The 14,863-nt window shown below is 47.4% G+C and carries 12 protein-coding genes; 4 read left to right on the top strand and 8 right to left on the bottom strand.

Going from position 1 to position 14,863, the window contains the following annotated elements; genetic code table 11:
* The first annotated feature begins 90 nt into the window (after positions 1-90).
* Entirely contained in the window at positions 91-1,452 is a 1,362-nt protein-coding gene (glmU, locus tag R7Q11_RS21300) for a bifunctional UDP-N-acetylglucosamine diphosphorylase/glucosamine-1-phosphate N-acetyltransferase GlmU (RefSeq protein ID WP_005378938.1), read from the top strand.
* 80 nt (positions 1,453-1,532) lie between these two features.
* Here glmU and R7Q11_RS21295 read toward each other — a convergent pair whose 3' ends face one another.
* Entirely contained in the window at positions 1,533-2,273 is a 741-nt protein-coding gene (locus R7Q11_RS21295) for an amino acid ABC transporter permease (protein WP_005383852.1), read from the bottom strand.
* A 115-nt stretch (positions 2,274-2,388) separates the two neighbouring features.
* On the opposite strand from R7Q11_RS21295, the gene R7Q11_RS21290 reads away from it, so the two are divergent.
* Positions 2,389-3,165, top strand: a complete 777-nt coding sequence (locus R7Q11_RS21290) for a transporter substrate-binding domain-containing protein (RefSeq protein WP_005378944.1) — start codon at positions 2,389-2,391, stop codon at positions 3,163-3,165.
* Between the two features lie 44 nt (positions 3,166-3,209).
* On the opposite strand, the gene punC is transcribed toward R7Q11_RS21290, so the two are convergent.
* Positions 3,210-4,415 carry a purine nucleoside transporter PunC gene (punC, locus tag R7Q11_RS21285; protein WP_054579443.1) on the bottom strand — a complete coding sequence of 402 codons (1,206 nt, stop codon included), beginning with the start codon at positions 4,413-4,415 and terminating at the stop codon, positions 3,210-3,212.
* A gap of 152 nt (positions 4,416-4,567) precedes the next feature.
* Here punC and punR point away from each other — a divergent pair, with 152 nt between their 5' ends.
* Complete coding sequence (gene punR / locus R7Q11_RS21280) at positions 4,568-5,470, top strand: DNA-binding transcriptional activator PunR (protein ID WP_005378948.1); 903 nt, start codon at positions 4,568-4,570, stop codon at positions 5,468-5,470.
* A 54-nt stretch (positions 5,471-5,524) separates the two neighbouring features.
* On the opposite strand, the gene ilvA is transcribed toward punR, so the two are convergent.
* The 5 genes from ilvA to ilvG are packed head-to-tail and all read right to left on the bottom strand — an operon-like array spanning position 5,525 to position 11,824.
* Entirely contained in the window at positions 5,525-7,072 is a 1,548-nt protein-coding gene (gene ilvA / locus R7Q11_RS21275) for a threonine ammonia-lyase, biosynthetic (RefSeq protein WP_171346193.1), read from the bottom strand.
* Positions 7,073-7,074: 2 nt separating this feature from the next.
* Entirely contained in the window at positions 7,075-8,916 is a 1,842-nt protein-coding gene (gene ilvD / locus R7Q11_RS21270; protein WP_053308105.1) for a dihydroxy-acid dehydratase, read from the bottom strand.
* A gap of 14 nt (positions 8,917-8,930) precedes the next feature.
* Positions 8,931-9,869, bottom strand: a complete 939-nt coding sequence (gene ilvE, locus R7Q11_RS21265; RefSeq protein ID WP_025768922.1) for a branched-chain-amino-acid transaminase — start codon at positions 9,867-9,869, stop codon at positions 8,931-8,933.
* A gap of 12 nt (positions 9,870-9,881) precedes the next feature.
* The gene (ilvM, locus tag R7Q11_RS21260; protein ID WP_005378958.1) at positions 9,882-10,166 is read right to left on the bottom strand and encodes an acetolactate synthase 2 small subunit; all 285 of its coding nucleotides are present in this window, start codon (positions 10,164-10,166) and stop codon (positions 9,882-9,884) included.
* An 11-nt stretch (positions 10,167-10,177) separates the two neighbouring features.
* Positions 10,178-11,824, bottom strand: a complete 1,647-nt coding sequence (ilvG, locus tag R7Q11_RS21255; RefSeq protein WP_005378960.1) for an acetolactate synthase 2 catalytic subunit — start codon at positions 11,822-11,824, stop codon at positions 10,178-10,180.
* A gap of 465 nt (positions 11,825-12,289) precedes the next feature.
* Here ilvG and R7Q11_RS21250 point away from each other — a divergent pair, with 465 nt between their 5' ends.
* Positions 12,290-13,813 (top strand): YifB family Mg chelatase-like AAA ATPase, encoded by a 1,524-nt coding sequence (locus R7Q11_RS21250; RefSeq protein ID WP_005383862.1) that lies wholly within the window; start codon positions 12,290-12,292, stop codon positions 13,811-13,813.
* Between the two features lie 55 nt (positions 13,814-13,868).
* Here the strand turns inward: R7Q11_RS21250 and R7Q11_RS21245 are convergent, their stop codons facing one another.
* The gene (locus tag R7Q11_RS21245) at positions 13,869-14,825 is read right to left on the bottom strand and encodes a DUF2860 domain-containing protein (RefSeq protein ID WP_005379034.1); all 957 of its coding nucleotides are present in this window, start codon (positions 14,823-14,825) and stop codon (positions 13,869-13,871) included.
* Positions 14,826-14,863: the final 38 nt, after the last annotated feature.

Below are 14,863 nucleotides of genomic sequence, written 5' to 3'. Positions count from 1 at the left end.
TTAGTTGGAAATTTACATCCCACCATTAACTAATCCTTCCAAGGTGTTTAAAATAACGCCCAATTAAAATAGAACGTCAATAGGTTATTAATGAAATTCAGTGCTGTGATCCTTGCTGCGGGTAAAGGTACCCGTATGTATTCAAACATGCCTAAAGTGCTACACACTTTGGCAGGCAAGCCAATGGCAAAACATGTTATCGATACATGTACAGGTCTTGGCGCACAAAACATCCACTTAGTATATGGTCACGGTGGTGATCAAATGCAGCAAACGCTAGCAGAAGAGCCTGTAAACTGGGTACTGCAAGCGGAGCAACTAGGTACAGGTCATGCGGTTGATCAAGCGTCTCCGAAGTTTGAAGACGATGAAAAAGTACTGGTGCTTTACGGTGATGTTCCACTGATTTCAGCTGAAACGATTGAAAACCTATTAGATGCACAGCCAACAGGCGGTATTGCACTACTAACAGTGATTCTAGATAACCCGACAGGCTACGGTCGTATTATCCGTAAGAATGGTCCTGTTGTGGCGATCGTTGAGCAAAAAGATGCAACAGAAGAACAAAAACAAATTAAAGAGATCAATACTGGCGTGATGGTTGCGACTGGTGGGGATCTTAAGCGTTGGTTGTCTGGCTTAAACAACAACAACGCACAAGGCGAATACTACCTAACTGACGTTATTGCAGCTGCACACGATGAAGGTCGTGCCGTTGAGGCTGTACACCCAGTCAATGCCATTGAAGTGGAAGGGGTCAATGACCGCGCACAGCTTGCTCGTCTAGAGCGTGCTTTCCAGTCAATGCAAGCTCAGAAGCTACTAGAGCAAGGTGTCATGCTACGCGATCCAGCACGCTTTGATTTGCGTGGTGAGTTACAGTGCGGTATGGACTGTGAAATCGACGTGAATGTTATCATCGAAGGTAATGTTTCACTGGGTGATAACGTGGTTATCGGTGCGGGTTGTGTACTGAAAGATTGTGAAATCGACGACAACACCATCGTTCGCCCTTACAGTGTGATTGAAGGTGCAACGGTTGGTGAAGAATGTACGGTTGGTCCATTTACTCGCCTTCGTCCTGGTGCTGAAATGCGTAACGATTCCCATGTGGGTAACTTCGTTGAAGTGAAAAATGCGCGCATCGGAGAAGGTTCAAAAGCGAACCACCTAACTTACTTAGGTGATGCAGAGATCGGTCAACGTACTAACATCGGCGCAGGTACTATCACTTGTAACTACGATGGTGCGAACAAGTTTAAAACCATCATCGGTAATGATGTTTTTGTTGGTTCTGATAGCCAGCTGGTGGCGCCTGTCACTATCGCTGATGGCGCAACCATCGGTGCTGGCACGACACTAACAAAAGATGTTGAAGAAGGTGAGTTAGTAATTACTCGCGTCAAAGAACGCAAAATTACTGGCTGGCAGCGTCCTGTAAAACAGAAATAAGCATTACCTACACTCTGTCTCTATATTGTCAAAGCCGCTCAACAAGAGCGGCTTTGTTGTTTCTAGCTAAGGCTTCATCGCTAGTAGCTAGGAATGGCAATACGTTTTTCGAGCCAACGAACGGCTTGAGATACAAATAGGATGAGTAACAAGTACTCCAAAACGAGGAAGGTATAAATCTCTAAGGGTAAGTACTCATTCACCACCAGCTCATTAGCACGGCGAGTGAGATCGCTTAAACCAATCACGCTGACTAAAGAACTCATCTTGAGGATGTAGACAAATTGATTGCCCAGTGGTGGGAGAATTTGCCGAAACGCTTGGGGAAGAATTACCAAGCGCATCTTTTGCCAATAGCTTAAGCCCAAAGATTCAGCCGCTTCATGCTGGCCACGGCTGATAGCTTGTATTCCACCGCGAAATACTTCCGCCATAAACGCGCTCTCAGCGATAGTCAGTGCAATAACACCCGCCCAAAAGTGATTGAGTGAGACATCCAATAGCGTAGGCATGCCGTAATACACCCAAAGTAGTAAGACTAAAACTGGCACTGAACGGATCACCTCGACATAAATACGGTTTATCCACTTCAGAGAGGCTGAGTCCGACAGAGCGGGTAACGCAACGATCAGACCCAAGCTCATCGCAAACAACATACTGAGGAGTGATACCTGAATGGTGTCATTAAACCCAGCGATTAAAAACTTTAGATTGGTGAGTCCTTGATCCGTCGAAGGGTCAAGTACATACCAGCCCCATTGATAATCTGAACAACCAGTGAGTAATAGCAGTGAAAACAGCCATAGAGTTCGAAACGTCACATTTACTCCCTGAATTAACTAAAAAACTTCCTTTGTTGCTGCTATGTTATCAGTAGAGCTCTAATAAAGGTTAATTATTAAACCGTATAAGGTCATTATTTTTAAGGGAATAAAAATGAGAAAGATTTTACTAGTGCTAGGAATGTGTTTGCTTGCTGCGACTCAAGTCGCTCACGCTGAAAGCCGTCTTCAATCCATTTTAGACAATGGCGTACTCCGAGTTGGAACGACGGGAGATTGGAATCCGATGACGATGAAAGACCCCGCGACAAACAGTTATCGTGGCTTCGATATCGATGTAACAACAGAACTTGCTAAAGATCTCGGTGTAAAAGTGGAGTATGTGCCCACGGATTGGAAGACGCTAGTTAATGGCATTACCGCCAACAAATACGATATTACTGGCAGCGCATCTCTGAACATGTCTCGCGCGAAAGTAGCTGGATATAGCCAGCCATATTTCTACCTTGCCTTTGTACCTGTGGTGCAAAAGAAAGATCTCGCCAAATTCTCTGATTGGGCGGATTTTAATAAACCAGAAGTAAAAGTCGCGGCGACGTTAGGTACGGTACAAGAAAAAATGGTGAAAGAGTTCTTCCCGTCTGCTCAGCATATTGTTATTGAAGCGCCAGCGCGCGACTTCCAAGAACTACTAGCTCGCAGGGCCGATGTATCGGTGACGTCCAATGTGGAAGCAGCGACGTTGGTGGATAAGTTTAAACAATTGGCGATAGTGCCAGTGACCGCACCGCGTAAACCAACCCCAATTGCTATGTTGTTGCCGCAAGACGATCAAGTATGGATTAATTACATCAATCACTGGGTAGAGTTGAAAAAGACTCAAGGCTTTTTTAAGCAGACTGCCAAGAAATGGGGGTTGAAAAGCTTATAAACAGAAAGAGCCGCATTGCGCGGCTCTTTTTATTATCTGAACGATTAAAGTTCGTCTTCACTCACGACTCGGGCGTTGTCAGGAGTCGTAAAGTGCTTGGATAATTCGCGATTCGACAGAATGTATCCCATCCACAGCCCACCCATACAGATGATGATTGCGATGCCAGTAACCATCTGAGCTTGGCTTGCCATTGCGGCTACCAATGCACTTGAGAAGCTACTTACACAGATTTGCAGGCTGTTTTGCAGACCTGCTGCTGTTGCAGGGCTCTGTTGTGCGCTGGCCAATGCACGGTTTACCACGATTGGGTACAGCGCGCCGTTAGCAACGGCAATCAAACAGAATGGCGCAAGAATAGGCCAAATCGATGACAGATCCCACTGTGAAGCAATGAAAATCATTAATGCCGCGACACTAAATAGGCCAATCAGTTGGCGCAGAACCTTTTCATCACCAAATTTTCGAACGCCTACTTTACCTAAGTAGCCACCAGCCATAAACGCGATGGTTTGTGGGATAAAGCTCAAACCAATATCTTTTGCTTCGTAGCCCAGTTGCGCCATGATTTCTGGCATCCCAGTTAGGTAAGCAAAGAATGCAGCTGAAGCCGTCGCAAACATAAACACGTTGCCAAGGTATTTTTTAGAACTCAGCAGCGCTTTGATGTCGGCAGACATACTGGTTTGTTTGATTTCTGCTTTCTCGTCTTTTTGTGCCATGGTCGCAAAGACCAAAAAGACACCAACCAGTGTTAGCGTAATAAAGATACTGTGCCAGCCGAAGTTATCTGCCAACACAACCCCTAATTGAGGTGCTAGTGCTGGTGATAGCGCGACGAGTGGCATGATTGTCGCAAAAATTTGTTGGCTACTGCTTGAGTAGCGTTTAATGACCATAGCCTGCCAGATCACGGCTGGTGCACACACACCGATAGCTTGGATAAAGCGCAGTGTGAGTAGTTGCCATACTTGATCACAGAAAGCCAAACCGAATGACGCGATAGTAAATAGCACCAACCCGGCTGCGAGTGTATTACGATGGCCAAATTTATCGGATGCCAATCCCCACATTAGCTGGCCAATCGCCATACCAACGAGGAATACCGTTAAAGAGAGCGCAATTTGCTCAGGGCCTGTTGCAAAGTCGATTTCCATCGCTTTGAATGCTGGCAGATACATATCGGTAGCAACGAAGCCAAGCATCGATAATGCTGCCAGATAAATGAGCTGTAGTTTTGAGATTTTCATGATTCAACCAGTCAAATTATTTAATCATTTTTTAATCAACATCAGTTGGCGCCAACCCTGATTTATTTACCTTATTATTCTATTTTTCGATTTTGAGAAAATAAAACGCTAAAATTGTTGGTTATCAATCAAATTTTTTGAAAGGTTAAATCATGTTCTCTAAAGCGTCTTTGGAAATGCTGGATACGGTTGCCCGTTTAGGTAGTTTCACCGCTGCGGCTGAGGTATTGCATAAAGTCCCCTCAGCCATCAGCTATGGAGTAAGGCAGGTCGAGCAAGATTTAGATGTGGTGCTGTTTCGACGTTTACCAAGGAAAGTCGAGCTAACTCCAGCGGGTGAACTTTTTATGGCCGAGGCGCGCTCTTTGCTGCGTCAAATGGAAGAGGTGAAAGCACAAACGCGGCGAGCGGCTCAAGGATGGAAAAGCACGTTAAAGCTGACCTTAGATAACGTGGTGAAGTTAGAAAAACTCAAACCTTTGGTGGAAGATTTCTATCGCGAGTTTGAATTTGCTGAATTGCAGATCAATATGGAGGTCTTCAATGGTTCTTGGGAAGCCATAGCACAAGGTCGAGCCGACATTGTCGTTGGCGCGACATCTGCGGTTCCCGTTGGGGGAGATTTTGAAGTCAAAGATATGGGCGTATTAGATTGGGCATTTGTAATGTCACCCGCTCATCCTTGCGTTCGACAACAAGTGCTTACTGAAGCGTTTGTGAGTCAATTTCCGGCGATCTGTCTTGATGATACTTCGAACGTGCTGCCAAAACGCCATACTGGCCATTATCCGCAACAGCGCCGATTATTATTGCCCAATTGGTATAGTGCGATTGAATGTTTAAAAAATGGGGTGGGCGTGGGTTACATGCCACGTCATATTGCAACACCCTTAATCAATGATGGTGTGCTGGTGGAGAAGGTCATGCCGGATGATAAACCGCTCAGTCACTGCTGCTTAGTATGGCGCAAAGATGATAATCATAAATTGATCCAGTGGATGGTGGACTATCTTGGGTCGCCTAATCAGCTACATAAAGATTGGTTACAGTCATAAAAAACACCTCGCATTAGCGAGGTGTTTTCATTGATATGTTTAAAATGTGGCGTTTTATGACAAGAAAAACTTATACGATGGGTTGTCTGTCTCGTCTTTGCATTGATAGCCAAGTTCACGTAAATGTGCAGAAAACTGAGCTAAATCGCTTTCATCTAACTCGAAACCACATAAAACACGTCCGTAGTCAGCGCCGTGGTTACGGTAGTTGAACAAGCTGATATTCCAATGAGTACCGAGTGTGCTTAAGAACTTGAGTAGCGCTCCCGGATATTCTGGGAATTCAAAGCTGTAGAGGCGCTCTTTAAGCGGCTTAGACGGCTTACCACCAATCATGTAGCGCACGTGCAGCTTCGCCATTTCATCATCAGACAAATCAACCACTGGGTAGCCACCATCACGTAAGTCGTGAATGATATGTTCTAGCTCTTCCTGACCGCCTTGCAAACGCACACCGACAAAGATATTTGCCAATGCGTCATCGTTGTAGCGGTAGTTAAACTCCGTTACGGCGCGGCCGCCAATGAGATTACAGAACTCAAAGAAAGCACCTTGACGCTCAGGGATGGTGACGGCAAGCAGACCTTCACGTTTTTCACCAAGCTCGCAGCGTTCAGAAACATAACGCAGACCGTGGAAGTTGGTGTTTGCGCCAGACAATACCGTACCTAGGTTTTTGTCTTTCAGCTTGTTCTGTTCAGCAAACTTCTTCAAGCCCGCCAGAGCAAGCGCGCCAGAAGGCTCTGCAATCGCACGGGTGTCTTCAAAGATGTCTTTTACTGCTGCGCAGATTTCATCGCTAGAGACTGCAATATGGCCATCAATGTACTTTTGGCATAGACGAAACGTCTCTTCACCAATGCGTTTTACTGCAACGCCATCGGCAAACATGCTGACCTGGTCTAATACTACTGGTTCACCTGCATCCAATGCCGCTTTGAGGCATGAAGAATCTTCTGGCTCGACCGCAATCACTTTGATTTCTGGCATGAGCTGCTTCACGAGTACTGCAACACCCGCAGCCAAACCGCCACCACCGACAGGAACGAAGATGTAGTCAAGGTGACCATTTTGTTGCAGCATTTCCATGCCGATGGTGCCTTGACCAGCAATCACCAGTGGATGATCGAACGGTGGGACAAAGGTGTACCCGTTTAACTCGGATAGACGCTCTGCCTCGGCTTTGGCCTCATCAAAGTTACTGCCGTGCAGCACCACATTGCCACCAAAGCTGCGTACCGCATCGACTTTGATGTCTGGTGTGGTTTTTGGCATCACGATAGTGGTCTTAATGCCAAGCTTAGTACCAGAAAGCGCCATGCCTTGTGCGTGGTTACCTGCCGATGCTGCAATGACACCAGCGGCTTTTTGTGCTTCAGATAAACTCGCCACCATGTTGTATGCACCGCGCAATTTGAACGAGTGTACGGGTTGGCGATCTTCACGCTTGATTTGCACATTGTTGCCAATACGAGCAGCAAGGCGAGGCATCTCTTGCAAAGGTGTGACAGTCGCGACTTCATACACAGGAGCACGCAAGATCTGGCGCAGATAATCTGCGCCAGTTTGGTTCACTTGTTTTTCGGGTTGAGCTTCCATCATTGCTAGCCCTCTAGCTTCGACTTGTCTCGTACTGCACCCTTGTCAGCACTGGTTGCCATACTCGCGTACGCTTTGAGTGCAAATGAAACTTCACGTTGGCGGTCAACTGGTTTCCAGCCTAGTTCGTCTTGTTTTGCACGGCGCTCAGCAAGTTCTTGTTCAGACACTTGGAGTGAAATTGAACGGTTTGGAATATCAATTGCGATCATATCGCCTTCTTTTACCAGACCAATTGCACCGCCGTTTGCTGCTTCAGGAGAGGCGTGACCGATTGACAGACCTGATGTGCCGCCAGAGAAACGGCCGTCAGTCAGAAGTGCACACTCTTTGCCAAGGCCCATCGATTTTAGATAAGTGGTTGGGTAAAGCATTTCTTGCATGCCCGGACCACCTTTAGGGCCTTCGTAACGGATAATTACCACGTCGCCAGCTTTTACTTTGCCACCCAAGATGCCTTCTACGGCGTCTTCTTGGCTTTCAAATACTACGGCTGGGCCAGTGAATTTATGAATGCTCTCATCCACACCAGCAGTCTTAACGATACAACCATCTAATGCGATATTGCCTGATAGAACGGCTAGGCCACCTTCTTGGCTGAAAGCATTGTCTTTGGCACGAATACAACCTTCAGCGCGATCATCATCAAGTCGATCCCAGCGACAATCTTGTGAGAATGCTTGTGTAGTACGAATACCTGCAGGACCTGCGCGGTAGAACTTGAGTACTTCTTCGTCTTCAGTTTGGATGATGTCGTATTTCGCCAGCTGCTCTTTCATCGAAAGGCCAAGCACGGTGCGCGCATCATTGTGTAGAAGACCTGCACGGTCAAGCTCACCAAGGATAGCCATTACACCACCAGCGCGGTGCACGTCTTCCATGTGATATTTCTGGGTAGATGGTGCCACTTTACATAGGTGTGGTACTTGGCGTGATAGGCGATCGATATCTTCCATATCGAAATCCACTTCACCTTCTTGCGCCGCGGCAAGTAGGTGCAAAATGGTGTTGGTTGAGCCACCCATTGCAATATCCAGTGCCATCGCATTTTCGAACGCATCAAACGTAGCGATGTTGCGTGGCAGTGCTGATTCGTCATCTTGCTCGTAGTAACGACGAGTCAGTTCAACGATGCGACGACCTGCATTAAGGAACAGTTGTTCACGGTCAGCGTGCGTTGCCAGCATAGAACCGTTACCTGGTTGAGAAAGACCCAGTGCTTCCGTTAGACAGTTCATTGAGTTTGCAGTGAACATTCCTGAACACGATCCACACGTTGGACATGCGCTGCGTTCGATCTGCTCGCTTTGCTCATCAGACACTTTTGGATCCGCGCCTTGGATCATCGCATCTACAAGGTCTAGTTTGATGATCTGATCAGAAAGCTTGGTTTTACCCGCTTCCATTGGACCACCAGAAACAAAGATAACCGGGATGTTGAGACGCATAGATGCCATCAACATTCCCGGAGTGATTTTGTCACAGTTAGAGATACATACCATGGCATCGGCACAGTGCGCGTTGACCATGTACTCCACAGAGTCTGCGATCAGTTCGCGTGAAGGCAGTGAGTACAGCATGCCGCCGTGACCCATTGCGATACCATCATCAACCGCGATGGTGTTGAATTCTTTCGCAATACCGCCAGCTTTTTCGATTTCGCGTGCTACAAGCTGACCCATGTCTTTCAGGTGTACGTGACCCGGAACAAATTGAGTAAACGAGTTTACAACGGCGATGATTGGTTTACCGAAGTCTTCTTCTTTCACGCCCGTTGCACGCCACAGCGCGCGTGCCCCCGCCATGTTACGACCATGTGTGGTGGTAGCTGATCTATATTTTGGCATTTCTTAAATCCTTCTTACTTCTGTTCTGGGTACACATAGTCTAACCAGCCCCACTTATCTTCCGTGGTGCCGTCAAATAGGCCAAAGTAGGCTGCTTGTAGTTCTTTAGTGATTGGGCCGCGTTTACCTGTGCCTACTTCAATTTTGTCGATGGTTGCCACTGGTACAATCTCAGCCGCAGTACCTGTCATGAAGACTTCATCGGCAAGGTAAAGGGCTTCACGAGCAATGTTCGCCTCACGTACTTTGTAGCCTTTATCGCGTGCAATTGTCATGATCGAGTCACGAGTGATGCCCGGTAGAATCGCGCTAGTTGCTGGTGGTGTGGTGATTACGCCATCTTTGATAACGAAGATGTTTTCACCAGCCCCTTCCGATAGGTAACCATCTACGCTTAGCGCAATACCTTCGTCGTAACCGTGACGACGAGCTTCACCACCGACTAGTAGCGAAGATAGGTAGTTACCGCCTGCTTTAGCTGCAGTTGGGATGGTGTTTGGCGCAGCGCGGTTCCAGCTTGAAATCATCGCGTCGACACCTTTTTCTAGCGCTTCTTCGCCTAAGTAAGAGCCCCAAGGAAATGCTGCAATGATTAGATCCATCTCAGTGCCAACTGGTGGACATACGCCTAAGCCAACATTACCGACAAAACCCAATGGACGAATGTAAGCGCTGTCGAGTTTGTTTTGGCGCAGCGTTTCGCGGGTCGCTTCCATGATTTCTTCTACAGAGAAAGGGATCGGAAAGCGGTAAATCTTGGCAGAATCTTTTAGACGTTGTGCATGCTCACGGTGACGGAAGACAATTGGGCCTTTTGGTGTGTTGTAACAGCGCACGCCTTCAAACACGGATGTACCATAGTGCATTGCGTGAGTCAGAACGTGAACGTTCGCCTCTGCCCATGGAACCATCTCACCATTAAACCAAATGAAATCTGCAGTTTTCGTTGCCATTTGTTGCCTTCCTTATGCACTTACGTGTTGTTGTAAGTTGTGATTTGGCAGTTCATCGTTGCGGATTTTTAGCACCTCAACCTTACGAACGTCCCACAACTTCTCTATTTGATTGATCAAAAACGAGATTGGTCGATCGCTGTCGACGATGATCTCGACGCTGGCTACTTTGCTTTCGTGGTTTTGCGTAGCAGCGACTTGTTTGATCACGAAGCCTCGGTGACGAATCACACGTAGAACGCGCTCCAACAGTACCGGTTTGTCATCGGCTTTGATGTCGAGTAAATATCTGTCCATGCGATTGTCTCCTATGTATTTTCCAACATATCACTGTTTGATGCGCCAGGTGGCACCAATGGCCACACGTTTTCTTCTTCATCAATCAAAACGTGAAGCATGTAAGAAGTTTCACTCGCTAGCATCTCTTTGAGAGCAGGTTCGACTTCTTCTTTCTTGGTGATGGTTTTGCCCGGGATATCGAACGCTTTTGCTAACATCACGAAATCTGGGTTGTCATCAAGAATGGTTTCACTGTGGCGACCGTCAAAGAACAATGACTGCCATTGGCGAACCATGCCAAGACGTTGGTTATTAAGAAGGACAATCTTCACTGGAATCTGCCGACGCTTCAGCGTGCCCAATTCCTGAACGTTCATCATAAATGAACCGTCACCTGTAATAAGGATAGACTGATCATCAGGACGTGCGACTGCAGCGCCCATCGCTGCTGGCAAGCCAAAGCCCATGGTGCCAAGGCCAGCAGAAGTGATAAAATTTTGTGGTTCGCGTGGCTGGATATGTTGCGCTGCCCACATCTGATGCTGACCGACGTCGGTCGAGACAATTGAGCTATCTGGCATCATGTCAGACAGTTGTTTAAGCAATAGCGGTGCGTAGATTAACTCGCCTGGGTGGTCGTAACGCCACTTAAAGCCGCTGCGCAGACTTTCACTGTGATGAACCCACGGTGAGATATCTTGAGTCAGCTCTAGCTGAGGAAGAATGGTGTTGATGTCGCCACGTAATGGTGCGTTGGCGTGGCGCAGTTTATGAATCTCCGCAGCATCAATGTCGATGTGAATCACTTTCGCATTTGGTGCAAACGTATCGAGCTTACCCGTCACACGGTCATCAAAACGCGCGCCAACCACAATCAATAGATCGGCTTCTTGAACCACTAGGTTGGCGGCTTTGGTGCCATGCATACCCAACATACCAAGATAGTGAGGATCATGGCGTTCAATGGTACCGAGGCCTTTTAATGTGCTAACTGCAGGCATTGGGTTTAAGCGAAGAAATTCGCGTACTGCATCGGTTGCTTTCGCAAGTTGCACGCCACCACCAACATACAACACTGGGCGAGTAGATGCTGCCAGCACATCTTGCGCACGTTTGATATCTTCAGCGCTGACATCTTCGATTGCTGGTGCTATGTATGGAGGAAGAAGGTCTGTAGGTGCTTGAGCGAGTTGAACGTCTTTGGCGATATCGACAATGACAGGACCCGGACGACCGGTTTTTGCGACCTCAAAGGCTTCGGCAAGTGTCGGAGCTAGATCTTCAATTTCGGTCACGAGATAGCTGTGCTTAGTACAGGCTAGGGACATTCCGATCACATCCATTTCTTGGAATGCATCGGTACCGATATGAGAGCTAGCAACCTGGCCTGTGATGGCAACTAGAGGTACGGAGTCAAGGAAAGCGTCGGCAAGGCCGGTAACAAGGTTAGTGGCTCCTGGGCCAGAAGTTGCCATGCACACAGCAACGTCTTGAGTGGAACGAGCCATCCCGATAGCTGCCATAGCGGCCCCTTGCTCGTGACGGCATAGGATGTGTTCCACCCCACCGTCATACAAAGCATCATAGATTGGCATGATGGCCCCGCCGGGGTAGCCAAAAACGGTTTCGATGCCTTGCTGTCTTAAAGCGGCTACGACAAGTTGTGCACCAGTCATCGTAAACCTCCTTTGCTACGTTGTGGCTCGTAGCGATTGCCATATTTATTGCACTTCATGTGCACTCCCATTCTTCCCGTTAAACTGTCCGAGGGTTAGACAGATGACAACTTGTAGTTGTAAAAAAACCCCCGGACTTTTCAGTGCGGGGGTTTTTTGTAATTTGTGGTTACCTTTCGCCCACAATACCCCGCGCGGTGCCAATAATGACCACGATAATCAGGGCTAGCAGTGCGTTGATATGAGCGAAAAGGTTCATCTGTCTGTCGTTCTTTTTTCGTTAAAAAATGTTGTGTAATGTTCTACGAAATTGTTTGCGTCATTAGTGGTATCACACAATTCCGCTGCATGACAAGCAAAAAGTCATTCTTTTTTCACATTAACTCTCAATTGGGACGCGGTATATAACATAACCAACTAGATAAAACATTTGTTTACAGAGTGTTCAAAAAAATTGAGGAACGTATGGGGCTGGCAATCATTCATAGTCGAGCAAGCGTCGGGGTGCAAGCGCCATCGGTTAGTGTAGAAGTTCATATCAGCAACGGCATGCCAGGGTTTACCTTAGTAGGCTTGCCAGAGACAACGGTAAAAGAGTCCAAAGATCGCGTACGCAGTGCGATCATTAATTCTAACTTTCAATTTCCTGCTAAGCGGATCACCGTGAACTTGGCTCCGGCAGATCTACCCAAGGAGGGAGGACGTTTTGATCTTCCTATTGCATTGGGAATTTTGGCCGCTTCGGAGCAAATCGCGACAGATAAGCTCAAAAACTACGAATTTGTGGGTGAGTTAGCACTATCTGGTGGTCTGAGACCTGTAAAAGGTGTGCTGCCTGCTGCGCTGGAAGCCAGTAAGATTCAACGTCATTTGGTCGTCCCACATGTGAATGGCGATCAGGCGGCGCTGGTGGGGAAGGAACAACATAAATCGGCCCAATCATTACTGGAAGTATGTGCCGAGCTTTGTGGTCAACATCGACTGAATCTTTTTCAAACGCCTAAGCGAAAAACGATCGAAAAACATGGTCGAGACTTACAAGATATTATTGGCCAACAACAAGGTAAGCGAGCACTGGAGATTGCTGCCGCTGGAAACCACAACTTACTTTTCCTTGGCCCGCCAGGTACTGGAAAAACGATGTTGGCTTCGCGTTTGTGTGACTTATTACCGGAAATGAGTGACGAAGAAGCAATGGAAACCGCTTCGGTGGCATCGTTGACTCAGAGTGAAATTAATGAGCATAACTGGAAGTCGCGTCCGTTTCGTTCTCCGCATCATTCAAGTTCAATGGCGGCATTAGTCGGCGGTGGTTCGGTACCCAGACCAGGGGAGATCTCTTTAGCCCACAACGGGTTATTGTTTCTCGATGAAATGCCCGAATTTGATCGTAAAGTTCTGGACTCGTTACGCGAACCGCTCGAATCTGGCGAGATCATTATCTCTCGAGCGCAAGGTAAAACACGCTTTCCGGCTCGCTTCCAATTAGTTGGAGCATTGAACCCAAGCCCGACAGGATATTACGAAGGCAATCAAGCGCGCACCAATCCACAAGCTATTTTGCGCTACCTTGGTCGATTATCTGGACCACTGTTAGATCGCTTTGATATGTCTTTAGAAATCCCAGCTTTGCCCAAAGGGACATTAGCAGAAGGAGGTGATCGCGGTGAGCCGACTGCTATCGTAAAAGCGCGTGTGAGCCATGCGCGTAACAATATGCTAAACCGCAGTGGTAAGGTCAATGCACTGCTAGGTAGTCGAGAAATTGAGGCGTTTTGTCCCTTGCACAAGAGTGATGCTGAGTTTCTTGAAACCGCTTTGCACCGTTTAGGACTCTCGATTCGTGCGTATCATCGTATTATCAAAGTGGCGCGAACAATCGCCGATCTGGATGGGGCGGAGCAAATTGAACGAACGCACTTGGCCGAGGCACTTGGGTATCGAGCGATGGACCGTTTACTGAAACAACTTACGGCGCAAGCGGTATAGACAGCAAAGTGTCATCGCAACAAGTGTTGTAAGCACCTTGTTGCGATGAAGGACGTTAGAAGGTGTAGTTGAGACCAAGCGACAATAGGTACTCTTTCTCCTCATAAAACGTGATATTCGAGTCAGTTTGGCTATAGCCGGCTAAAGAAATGAACGACCAGTCTTGCCAGTCAAATACGTTTTGATATTCGTAGGCCGCAAATAGGCTGATGGTGTCGTCATTTCGTGTTTTAGCAAAAGTTTGGCTAGCGGCTTGATAGTCTTTCCATGCGTAACCCGCGGTGAGAGCCAATCGATGGCGATTGATAAATTTAAACCAGCTGATGTCAAACCCGTACGAATCAAATGATTCCGCCTTACCGTCGGCATCTTGATTGATGTAGGTGAAAGCGGGTTGCAACATAGACGTTTGGTTGAGTGGAATGCGATAGTCGCCTTTGACATAGTAAAGGTTAGCATCGCGAGCAAGTGAGCGGTCTGTCACTTCCTCCTGCTCGATGTCTTTATCAGCATAAGCAAGATCAAGGTTGAAGTTCTTATCAATTAACCCTTTGATCTGAAAGCGATATGCATTGCCGTCAACATCCGTCTCTTTACGTGCGGTTCCTACTTGATAAGGGTTGCGCCAAGTTTCGCCTTTGAGTACCGTCGGCAGATAGGAAACATCGAGCACGGTGCCAGATTGTAGCTCGTGTTGATAGCCCAACTGAAAAGCGAGTGTACCTACCGCGACATCTGAGCGTGTGGTACCGGCGTAAACTTGGTGGTTGAGTCGGCTACCAAAGGTGTATGTCACACTCCCTAGCGGTGCAGCGATAACGGAACTGTCACTATCGGCACGCTTATCGAGAGAATCGATGGTGTTACTATTTTCTGTATTGAAATTGGATTCTGATGATATGAATCCGGCATTCAGCGAAATTTCACCGCCAAAACCTGCGGTTTCAGCGAGTTGAGCCTGAGCAGAACTGACGACAAAGGCCAAAGGCAAGAGAAGTAGCCTTGGTTTCATTCGTTATCTCCTTGTTGTCGAATGAGTGGTGCACATAT

Source organism: Vibrio sp. 970, from assembly GCF_033339075.1.
This window is presented reverse-complemented; position numbering and strand designations above follow the sequence as displayed.

Bases quoted from the DNA above. Each gene is read 5' to 3' on its own strand.
- glmU (WP_005378938.1), top strand. From the start codon at position 91: ATGAAATTCAGTGCTGTGATCCTTGCTGCGGGTAAAGGTACCCGTATG.
- R7Q11_RS21290 (WP_005378944.1), top strand. From the start codon at position 2,389: ATGAGAAAGATTTTACTAGTGCTAGGAATGTGTTTGCTTGCTGCGACT.
- punC (WP_054579443.1), bottom strand. From the start codon at position 4,415: ATGAAAATCTCAAAACTACAGCTCATTTATCTGGCAGCATTATCGATG.
- punR (WP_005378948.1), top strand. From the start codon at position 4,568: ATGTTCTCTAAAGCGTCTTTGGAAATGCTGGATACGGTTGCCCGTTTA.
- ilvA (WP_171346193.1), bottom strand. From the start codon at position 7,072: ATGATGGAAGCTCAACCCGAAAAACAAGTGAACCAAACTGGCGCAGAT.
- ilvD (WP_053308105.1), bottom strand. From the start codon at position 8,916: ATGCCAAAATATAGATCAGCTACCACCACACATGGTCGTAACATGGCG.
- ilvE (WP_025768922.1), bottom strand. From the start codon at position 9,869: ATGGCAACGAAAACTGCAGATTTCATTTGGTTTAATGGTGAGATGGTT.
- ilvM (WP_005378958.1), bottom strand. From the start codon at position 10,166: ATGGACAGATATTTACTCGACATCAAAGCCGATGACAAACCGGTACTG.
- ilvG (WP_005378960.1), bottom strand. From the start codon at position 11,824: ATGACTGGTGCACAACTTGTCGTAGCCGCTTTAAGACAGCAAGGCATC.
- R7Q11_RS21250 (WP_005383862.1), top strand. From the start codon at position 12,290: ATGGGGCTGGCAATCATTCATAGTCGAGCAAGCGTCGGGGTGCAAGCG.
- R7Q11_RS21245 (WP_005379034.1), bottom strand. From the start codon at position 14,825: ATGAAACCAAGGCTACTTCTCTTGCCTTTGGCCTTTGTCGTCAGTTCT.